Origin of the sequence: Actinomadura sp. BRA 177 (assembly GCF_013372625.1) — a bacterium.
Lineage (GTDB): Bacteria > Actinomycetota > Actinomycetes > Streptosporangiales > Streptosporangiaceae > Spirillospora.
Window position 1 is genome coordinate 1 of sequence record NZ_JABXFD010000434.1, and the last position, 8,873, is coordinate 8,873.

Here is an 8,873-nt window from a genome sequence, read left to right on the forward strand (position 1 = left end):
GGTTCAGGCGACGTGATTGTGGTGATCAACCCGTCTACCAGGGGTCTCTCTGCGTCAGGCCACCAACCGACGCATTGCGATCATGCTGTGACCAGTGGACTGCCGCCACAGGGATGAAATGGGTTCACTCATGGGGTTCAGGCCAAGTATGCTGACGAGTAGTGGCCCCTGATCAGTGACCCCAGGCCGGGCTGTACTTGTGTGGTGCGATGCTCTGGCGCAGGCCTGCATCCGGCATCCCATGTCAGGCACCTCCTGTGTCACGCACGTCCTGAGCACCGATGTGCCACGCACATCATGAGACCCGACACCCTCCGGGACGGTGTGCGTGCTAACTCGGGTGCTGACAACGGCTCGGGATGACCTTGGACGGGTCACACACCAATACACCGCGCGTGTGGACATGAGCCGGTGATTAGTTGGGGCGCCACGTCGCGGGCCATCGTCGAGGCCAAGGGTGACTCGCAGGTAGTAGAACTGCTTTGAGCGAGCACGTCAGGGCTTGGTTGCAGAGTCGTCCTCGTCCAACTCCAGCGCGAGCGGTGACTCTGCGATGCAGAGGAGTTGGTCGGCCTCTCCAGCTACACGGTGGAATGATGGCGATTCCGCGGGCGCCAGTTTCGTCCCGGAGCTCCCAGTGGTGACGGGCGGCCTGCCGCTCATGCCGGCACGGCAAGGTTCCACCTGCTCTGGGCCTGGTTTGGGAGGTCAACGGGCTCTGGTCAGAGCGGGTGTTCCGCCGTGCGTGGTGCTGGGCGAGCACGTCCGGTCGTGTTGGGTAGTCCGCCTGCGCCCCCACACGAATACTGGCCGGGGTCAGGGCTGAGCGCCGTGGCATTATCCGCGAGGCGACCGGCAGTGCCGTGTCCGGCACGTTCACCATCGAGAGCGCCGGAATGGACGCCTACGGGGTGTACTGGCTCGATGGCGCCGGTGACAAGGTTCGGCTCCGCCTCCCCAACGTCCGGCCAGTTTTTGCTATACGAGGTGCTCGGGCACGGCATCCAGAGCGCCAGTCTCACCGCCCGGGTCGCAGCAGAAGACGTCACCTCCTAAGGATTCACGCACCGTGTCATGCTTGTCCTCACCGACGACAAGGTTCTGATTATCCGCGTCCGCTTGGCCCGCAACACGCAGCTCGTCCTTGCCTAGGTCCATCGCGTTATCAATCGCGGCACACCCGCCATCGAGTGCGCCGACCAATTGCGCGTCGAGGCTGGCCAGACCGACTGTCGGTGGGCCTGGAGGCCCTGTTCTTTCACGGGAGCCTCACTGGGACGTCGCCCGCCACGCATGGGCACCAGCGGCTGGCCGTCCGCGTACTGGGTGTTTGGCACAATTCGCGCATGATCAGTCCGCTTGAGGAGTCGTCGGCGCAGAGACACGACCCTTGGCGGTCAGCTTGGACGGGACATATAGCCCCCGCAGCGTCGCGCCAGCCTCGCCGGCGAATTTTCGTCGCCGGGGTGGTGGCTGCGAGCCTGCTCGTGCTTGGTGTGTTGGCTGTCGGAGCGAATTGGGCGCTCTCTGGCGGGCTGTACGGGTGTACCGACCGTGACGAACGGCTTGCGTCCACTCTGAGTGGGTTGGACGTCCTGCGCCTGCATCCTGGGAATGCCACACTCCGCGGCCAATACTCTGGTTGTGACGAGGACGACGGCTTTGCCTACGCCGGGCGCCAATATCGCCCTACTTCCAATGAGGAAAGCGTCCTTGCGTTCTACCGAACTCGGATGCTTGCGGCTGGGTGGGAGTTGTCAATGGAGAACGCGAGGCCCGTTCCTGCAGAGGGGTTAGTGGCGTCGGGGGCGCGTCTCTGCTTCACCAAGCCCCTCAACGATGTGATCGGCTATCTGTCCGTGTGGTTTCCCAGCGACTTTGGTGACAACACGGCCGACTACGGTGTGGAAGTGACAGCCAGCCACGATGGAGCGGCGGGGTGCTGATACCCGGGCCGGGAGCGACGCGGCCACCTGAGCTGAGCGCCTTAGTGGGAGTATCGGGCGCGGTGTTTGGGTGGCTCGGTGTGGTCCGCTCTATATTGACGCCGGTAACCAAACAGTCATTGGGAGGCTTCGATGCCCGCCAGCCTGAAGCGGATCCGCGAAACCATGGACGTCCAGCCCACTCCTCGGGACAAGGGGCTGACGCTCACGCTGAAGCTCACTGCCTATGACAACGGCATGCTGGAGCTCGACACGGTGCCGCTGAATGATCATAAGAACGACGATGACGTCACCGGTTGGCTGGCGGCGGCGGAAGTCATCACAGCGACGCTCAACGAGTTCCATCGGCAGGTTGCGGCTCGGAACCGCGTGGCGGGATGACCCGTGTCGGCGGGGGCGTGGTGGGTTGGTCGCCGGGCCCCCGTCCCGGATTCGCGCGCTGAGCCCACGTCGGTTGGGCTGGCGGACGTCTCTTCGTGGCTGACCATCCTCCTGGTCGGCGGCGAAGATTGATCGGCTTGATTGCAGGGTGGGTGCCTCGTTGGACGACGGCGCGGGGTGCTGACGTCGACGCACGGTCGGCTGCTTGCAGGGCGTGAGAGCGGTTGATGGAGGGCGAGATCCGCGTCACAGGGGGTGGTTTTTTAGTTTTTACTAGTGCACGCTGTAATAAATAGAACCCCGCCATCGTCGGAGGAGGGATGCGCGATGAGCTACGTCGTCTATGGGGACTTCAACTGCCCCTACTCCTATCTGGCGAGCCTGCGTGTGGACGAGGTCGTCCGGCGGGGTGCGGGCGGTATCGAGTGGCGGGCCGTCGAGCATGATCCGCGGCTGGCGGTGACCGGTACGCCTAGTGCGGTGGCGAAGGATGAGTGGGCGCGTGAGCTGGGGGAGATCGGTGACCTGGCGCGGCCCGGGGAGCGGGTTCCGGATGCGCCGCCGCCTGTGGTCAGCAACACCGGCTCGGCTGTGGCCGCTTATGCGGAGGCGCTGACCGATGGTCTGGGCGACGAGGTGCGGCGCGCGATTTTCCGGGCGGTCTGGGTGGAGGGGCGGCACGTGAGCAGTCCGTACGAGGTCCGCCGGATCGTTGCGGAGATCATGTACCCGCGGGCGTCGGCGGACGTCCACCGGTATGGTCCCGATCTCGCGATGGCGGTCGATGCCGGACGGGTGGCCGCCGGAACCGAGCGGCGCTTCGGTGCCACGGTCAGCGTGCTCGGCGGGCCCCTGACGGTGATGGGTCAGCGTCGTGTGGAGCGGTGGCGCGCGGAGTGGCGGAGCAGCACGCAGGTTGTCCCGGCCGTTGTCTCCCCGGACGGCAGTGTGCTTCCTGGTCTTGCCGGCCTGGCCCGTCTGGCCGAACTGCTGGACGGTTCGCCGCCGATTGCGGCCGCGGACCGCGAACTCGCCGAGGCCGCCTGAATGGCGAAAAGGCCGGGGCGCGTGCCCCGGCCTTTCTGGAGGGTCAGCCCTTGCGGGCGGGGAGGATGCGCTTCACGGCGAGGCCCGCGGAGACCAGGGTGAACAGGGCCAGGCCGATCCAGAGCGCCTGCAGGCCGAGCCACGGGGAGGCCGCGGCGGCGCCGCCGAAACCCGCGGCCACGCCGCCGATCGGGGGGTTGTTGTACATGACCTACCATTTACTTTCTTTGCGCCAGGCGGCCTGCCAGAAGGCACGGGCCTGGACCAGCTGGAGGAAGACGTCGAAGACCATTTCGACGACGATGGTGCCGGCGAGGGCCATCTGGACCTTGCCGCGCTGCCGGACGGTCACCACGCGCTCCACCATGAAGATCACCGTGATGGCCGCCCAGAGCGGGCTGATCTTGATACCGCCAGCCAGATGGCCGAGTAGGCGAGCGAGGACAGGTAGGCCGTGATGACCAGGATGCCGATCAGGGAGAGCAACTGCCGTCCCCAGTAGGGGCGGGTGATCGGCGTCCAGCCGTAGTCGACGAGGTTCTCCAGGGCGCCGCGCTTCCAGCGGAGGCGCTGCTGGGCCAGTTCCCGCCAGGTCGGCATCACCTCTGTGGTGAGCGTGCACTCGGGCGGGCAGAGGATGCGGAAGCCCAGGTGGAGGATGGCCAGGGTCAGTTCGTTGTCCTCGGTCAGGACCCGGACGTCGTAGACGTGGGGCAGGCCGGGGAGGCGTTCGGAGCGGCGGGCGGCGACCACTTCCTGGAGGGTCGTGGCGCGGAAGATGGTGGCGGTGCCGGTCAGGACGAGCGCCTTGCCCTGGAGGCGGCGGACGTCGCGGGCATATCGGGCGTACTCGTTGCGCTGGAACATGCCGACCGCGCCGCCGCCCGGTTTGCCGGTGAAGGTTCCGCCGACGGCGGCGTAGCGTCCGTCCGCCAGGTACTCGATGCCGTGCCGGATGAAGCCGGGGTCGAGGGCCGAGTCGGCGTCCATCACCATGATCGCGTCTTCCGGGCCGAGGATCGGCAGCAGCCGGTCGAGGACCTGGTTCAGCGCCCCGGCCTTCTTGTGCTCGTTGCCGCGCGTCCCGACGATCTCGACGCCGCAGAGTTGCGCGAACGCGGCGGTGGCGTCGGTGCAGTTGTCGGCGATCACGACGATGTGGTCCGGGGGACGTTCCTGGCGGCGCAGCGAGGCGATCGTTTCGGTGATCTGCTTGGCCTCGTTGTGCGCCGGGATCAGCACGGTCACGCGCATCGCGGCCACGGCGATGCGCGGCAGGTTCCGCCGGCCGTCCCGGCCTTCGGTGGTGCGCTCGGCGGCGGGCGCCGATGCGGAACGGGGACGGGCGTGCTGGCCGGTCGGACGGGGTGGTGGGACGTGCCGTGGCCGCACCGGCGGTGCCACGACGGGGTGCAAGGCCGCCGTGTGGTCGGGCATCGTCTCGGTCGGGGAACCCGAGGCGATCGGGGACAGCAGGTGCCCCGTCCGGGACGTGGCGGCCGGCCGTGCGGCTACGGCATGGGGTACCCGGTGGCGTCCGGCGGGAACGGACCGGTCGGGGATGGTCACGGTTCATTCGGAGCCGGCGAAGGCAGCGGGGTCGAAGGTCGCGGGCATGTCAGCGCGCCCCCTCGGACCGCACCAGGTGACCGAAGGCGATGACGTTGTCCGTGTAGTGGCCGCTGCCGCGGTCGAAACGTCCACCACAGGTGATCAGGCGGATGGCCGCGTAACCGGGATCGCCGTAGACGCGCCGGGTGGGGAATTGGTCCTTGTCGACGCGTTCGACCGAGTCGATCCGGAACACCGCGGTGCGGCCGTCGGCACGGAGCACCCGGGCCTGGTCACCCGGACGCAGGTCGCCGAGCCGGTAGAGGATCGCCGGCTCGCGGGCCGTGTCCACATGCCCGATGATCACCGCCGCGCCCCGGCTGCCGGGTGCCGCGCCCAGCCGGTACCAGCCGGCCTCCTGGGCGCGGCTCAGCGGCGGGGTCTCGACGGTCTGGTCGGCGTTCTTGGCCAGCTTCATCAGCGGCGTCCGGACGTCGATCCGCGGCACGTCCAGGCGGACCGGCGCCGACCGAGGCAGCACGGGGGACACTGAGGGCGTCGCCGTGCCGGACGCGGTGGGCGCCGGCATCGGCGGAGCCGCGGTGGCCGGATGTTCGCGGAACGCCTGGAATGCGAAGAACGCCGCCACGACCAGGCCGGCCAGCCCGACGGCGACGGCCGCCAGAGCACGCGAGCGCCGACCATGACGTTCCACAGACCGCTCTCCTCCGCCGCTCGACCAGTGGTGACCTCGCCACAAGCCGCGGCGAACGGATGGCACGGTAACGCGTTGACGAGGGCTTTTGCGTCATCAGGTGAGCAAAGGCCAGATGGGCGACATGTGGCGGATGTGTCGTCCGTAGCGGCCCACTGGATCCCTCGCTGGGACGCTCCGCCCACGCTCCGTCATGGACCAAATTTTCCGAACGCTCGCCCGCATGTGACCGCTGACCTACACAAATGCCGGGGTGGCCGACAGTGTGCCAGGTGGTGACGCCAGGGCGGTCGCAGGCAGGACAACCGGACGAAACCGGGCATGGATACAAAGATCGCCGTCCGGAAGCGGTCATATCGACCGGGCCGAAAAGCGGCTAAAGATGGCCGTCGCCTCCGCTTCACTGCCTCTGACCAGTGGATCTTCGACTGGACGACCGCAGGCGCGAGGACGCGTGATCGCCTGACCGGAGCAACCTAAATGTCCAAAATCCGACCCCGAACTTCCCGCCGTCCACAGGACCATGGACACGGACAGTGACGGCCACCGGCGAGAGGGCGGCGGCTGGACGCCGGGAGATCCCGAAGGACGCCGCCACCCAGCAGTGCGCCGGCCGCTGCCCTTCAACAACGAGGCAGTCAAGGCCGCCGACGAGGGGCGCTGAAGGGCTGCCTCACCTATATCGAGGGCCCGATCGTCTTCAGCGACATCGTCACCGACCCGGCGTCCTGCATCTGCCGTCCGGCACCATCGCGTTCCCGCGCCCCTCTGCAGTGCGTCAACCTGCCGTCCGTGCCCCCGATCGCTGCCGCTGCTCTTCCATCTGCGGTCAGTGCATTCGCTCCCTCTGCGCATTCCTCGCTGCGCTTCAGTCGCCGTCCGGGGCCCCGCCGCGCCACCGCCGCTTTGCGTCGGTCTGTCCGTCCGGGCCTTCGTGCTGCCCGTCAGTGCTGGGTGTGCTCGGTAGTGGGTTTGGGGGTGGGCCAGGAGGTTGGACTGCGGGACGATCGGCGCGTACTGGTGGCCGACGAGGTGGGTTCCCTTGGGCAGAGACACGATTGTTGAGCTTCGCGACTATCTCGTCGCGGCGGCTGGGGACTTCCCCGGGGCCGTCCGGGTGGAGGTCGTGGAGGACGAGACGGGCATGTTCAGCGTTGAGCTCGAAAGCGGTGAGGAGCTGTTCGTGGCCATCGCGTCCGTCATCGTCTGACGACACGTTTGACCTTGACGTTGCGTCAACGTTTGTAATGAAGCCATGCGGATCGGCGAACTCGCCGCGCTGGTCGGGGTGTCGACCCGGACCGTGCGGCACTACCACCATCTGGGGCTGCTGCCCGAGCCGGATCGGCGCGCCAACGGGTACCGGGAGTACCGGCTGCGGGACGCGGTGGTGCTCGCCCGCATCCGGAGGCTGACGGAGCTTGGCCTCTCGCTGGACGAGATCCGGGACGTCCTGGCCGACGAGCAGGGGCGTGAGCTGCGGGAAGTGCTGGTCGAGCTGGACGCCGACCTGGCGCGGCAGCAGCAGGCGATCGAGGCTAGGCGGGCGCGGCTGGCGGAGTTGCTGGCCGAGGTGGAATTGCGGCCGGATTCCGCCGTTTCGCCGGAGATGGCGGAGGTCCTCCGCGGGCTGCCGCGCGGGACGCGGTTCGCCGAACTCGACCAGGGGCTGCTCGCGCTGGTCGATACCGCGGCCGGGCCGGAGGAGCGGGCCAGGTTCGCCGAGATGCTGCGTCCGTTGGCGGAGCCGGAGGCGCGCAGGCGCGGTGCAGAGATCTACGCGCGGATGGACGAGATCGCGGACGCGTCGCCGGACGATGCGCGGGTCGCCGCGCTGGCTGAGGAGCTTGCGGCGTATCTGCCCGGGGAGTTGGCGGGTCTCATGGTTGAGCAGGGCGCGGATGGTGGGTGGTTGGAGGAGTTGCCTACCGCGCAGCGCGAAGTGTTCCGGCTGCTGATGGAGATCCTTCGGGGGCGGACGTGCTGAGGGCGGCGCGGGGTGCGATGTACGCGGTCGTGCCCGCCGAGCTGATCTTCTTTGTGCTGGTCGCGTCGGGTGTGTCGGTGCCGCGTCCGCTGGCCATTGTGGGGGAGGTCGCTGTTTGTGCGGTGCTTCTGCTGCAATTCGTCGCGGCGTGCCGGCTGGTCATCGCCGCGCGGCGGGACGGTGCGGGATGGTGGGCGGCGTTCCGGAGCGTGGGGCGGCTGCTGCCCGAGCCGGTGCGCAGGATTATGGGGTTCGACACGAAAGGGCTCGTTAGCCTGGCATTGTTCGTTGCGCGGCGGCGGAACGGGGTGCCGGAGGGTGCGGTCGGGGTGTCGTACTCGGGCGGGCAACTGGCCCTCCAGTTGTCGTTCCTTTTCGCGATGGTCGTGGAGGCCGTCGGCGTGGAGATGCTGCTCCGGGGGATCGGGGCTCCGGAAGGGCTCCGCATGGTGATTCTTGTGGTCGATCTGTACTCGATTCTGATCGTGCTGGCGGTCATCGCGGCGTGCGTGACCAGGCCGCATGTGCTGTCGGACGGGGAACTCCGCATCCGGTACGGGGCTTTCTTCGATCTGCGGGTTCCGCGTGAGCGCATCTCATCGATGCGGGTGGCGCGCAATTTCAACGAGTCCGGCATGGTCAGGGTCGAGGACGGGCGGCTGTCGGTGGCTGTGGCGTCTCAGACCAATGTCGTTGTGGAGTTGCACGAGCCGGTCACGGTCGTCCGGCCGATGGGCAAGCGGGCCGAGGCTCGGACGCTCCGGTTCTTCGCCGACGACCCGAAGCTGGTCATCCCGGAGGAGGCGCGAACTCGGTGATGGCCGAGACGAACGCTTCCGGCTCGGTGATCCACGGATAGTGGGCGGAGCCGGGGAGGACGGTCAGGGCGGTGTTCGGGAAGAGGGCCGTGAGTTCGGTGGCGCGTTCCGGCGTGGGGGCCCAGTCGAGGCCGCCGGCGACCACCAGGACGGGGACGTCCGATTCCGCCAGGCGGGCACGTGTCGAGGGCGGATCGAAGGCCCCTTCACCGTAATAGCCGCCGGCGGCAAGGGGCAAGCGGTCTTCGAATTCCAGGGTCGCGTGTGTCGCTATGGTGTCATTCCAGTCTCCGTAGAACAGTGAACCCATTTCATCCCTGTGGCGGCAGTCCACTGGTCACAGCATGATCGCAATGCGTCGGTTGGTGGCCTGACGCAGAGAGACCCCTGGTAGACGGGTTGATCACCACAATCACGTCGCCTGAACC

Annotated in this window: 10 protein-coding genes; 5 read left to right on the forward strand and 5 right to left on the reverse strand. The window is 67.8% G+C overall.

Translation table 11 applies throughout. The features are described 5' to 3' along the window. Nucleotides 1–2,078 precede the first annotated feature (2,078 nt). Nucleotides 2,079–2,327 carry a hypothetical protein gene (locus HUX53_RS26105; RefSeq protein ID WP_176405870.1) on the forward strand — a complete coding sequence of 83 codons (249 nt, stop codon included), beginning with the start codon at nt 2,079–2,081 and terminating at the stop codon, nt 2,325–2,327. 327 nt (nt 2,328–2,654) lie between these two features. Next, on the forward strand, nt 2,655–3,374 hold the full coding sequence (locus HUX53_RS26110; protein WP_176405871.1) for a DsbA family protein: 720 nt from the start codon (nt 2,655–2,657) through the stop codon (nt 3,372–3,374). A 43-nt stretch (nt 3,375–3,417) separates the two neighbouring features. On the opposite strand, the gene HUX53_RS26115 is transcribed toward HUX53_RS26110, so the two are convergent. From HUX53_RS26115 to HUX53_RS26125, 4 genes are read right to left on the reverse strand one after another with little or no spacing between them, the layout of a single operon-like run. Then, nucleotides 3,418–3,582 (reverse strand): hypothetical protein, encoded by a 165-nt coding sequence (locus HUX53_RS26115; RefSeq protein WP_021595562.1) that lies wholly within the window; start codon nt 3,580–3,582, stop codon nt 3,418–3,420. Between the two features lie 3 nt (nt 3,583–3,585). Next, nucleotides 3,586–3,741, reverse strand: coding sequence for a hypothetical protein (locus HUX53_RS40190; RefSeq protein WP_217919911.1), 156 nt, complete (start codon nt 3,739–3,741; stop codon nt 3,586–3,588). A 5-nt stretch (nt 3,742–3,746) separates the two neighbouring features. After that, nucleotides 3,747–4,943: a glycosyltransferase family 2 protein gene (locus HUX53_RS26120; RefSeq protein ID WP_217919912.1), complete on the reverse strand. Its 1,197-nt coding sequence runs from the start codon at nt 4,941–4,943 to the stop codon at nt 3,747–3,749. A gap of 49 nt (nt 4,944–4,992) precedes the next feature. Further along, nucleotides 4,993–5,640, reverse strand: coding sequence for a class F sortase (locus HUX53_RS26125; RefSeq protein WP_217919913.1), 648 nt, complete (start codon nt 5,638–5,640; stop codon nt 4,993–4,995). Nucleotides 5,641–6,682: 1,042 nt separating this feature from the next. On the opposite strand from HUX53_RS26125, the gene HUX53_RS26130 reads away from it, so the two are divergent. Genes HUX53_RS26130 through HUX53_RS26140 form a run of 3 tightly spaced genes read left to right on the forward strand, consistent with a single transcriptional unit; the run spans nt 6,683 to nt 8,445 of the window. Further along, nucleotides 6,683–6,850 (forward strand): hypothetical protein, encoded by a 168-nt coding sequence (locus HUX53_RS26130; RefSeq protein ID WP_176405872.1) that lies wholly within the window; start codon nt 6,683–6,685, stop codon nt 6,848–6,850. A gap of 45 nt (nt 6,851–6,895) precedes the next feature. Next, nucleotides 6,896–7,627, forward strand: a complete 732-nt coding sequence (locus HUX53_RS26135) for a MerR family transcriptional regulator (protein WP_176405873.1) — start codon at nt 6,896–6,898, stop codon at nt 7,625–7,627. A gap of 29 nt (nt 7,628–7,656) precedes the next feature. Then, complete coding sequence (locus tag HUX53_RS26140; protein WP_176405874.1) at nt 7,657–8,445, forward strand: hypothetical protein; 789 nt, start codon at nt 7,657–7,659, stop codon at nt 8,443–8,445. On the opposite strand, the gene HUX53_RS26145 is transcribed toward HUX53_RS26140, so the two are convergent. Beyond that, on the reverse strand, nt 8,417–8,755 hold the full coding sequence (locus HUX53_RS26145) for an alpha/beta fold hydrolase (protein ID WP_176405875.1): 339 nt from the start codon (nt 8,753–8,755) through the stop codon (nt 8,417–8,419). The two genes, HUX53_RS26140 and HUX53_RS26145, sit on opposite strands and share 29 nt — an antisense overlap. Nucleotides 8,756–8,873: the final 118 nt, after the last annotated feature.

Bases quoted from the DNA above. Each gene is read 5' to 3' on its own strand.
- HUX53_RS26105 (WP_176405870.1), top strand. From the start codon at position 2,079: ATGCCCGCCAGCCTGAAGCGGATCCGCGAAACCATGGACGTCCAGCCC.
- HUX53_RS26110 (WP_176405871.1), top strand. From the start codon at position 2,655: ATGAGCTACGTCGTCTATGGGGACTTCAACTGCCCCTACTCCTATCTG.
- HUX53_RS26115 (WP_021595562.1), bottom strand. From the start codon at position 3,582: ATGTACAACAACCCCCCGATCGGCGGCGTGGCCGCGGGTTTCGGCGGC.
- HUX53_RS40190 (WP_217919911.1), bottom strand. From the start codon at position 3,741: ATGGTGGAGCGCGTGGTGACCGTCCGGCAGCGCGGCAAGGTCCAGATG.
- HUX53_RS26135 (WP_176405873.1), top strand. From the start codon at position 6,896: ATGCGGATCGGCGAACTCGCCGCGCTGGTCGGGGTGTCGACCCGGACC.
- HUX53_RS26145 (WP_176405875.1), bottom strand. From the start codon at position 8,755: ATGGGTTCACTGTTCTACGGAGACTGGAATGACACCATAGCGACACAC.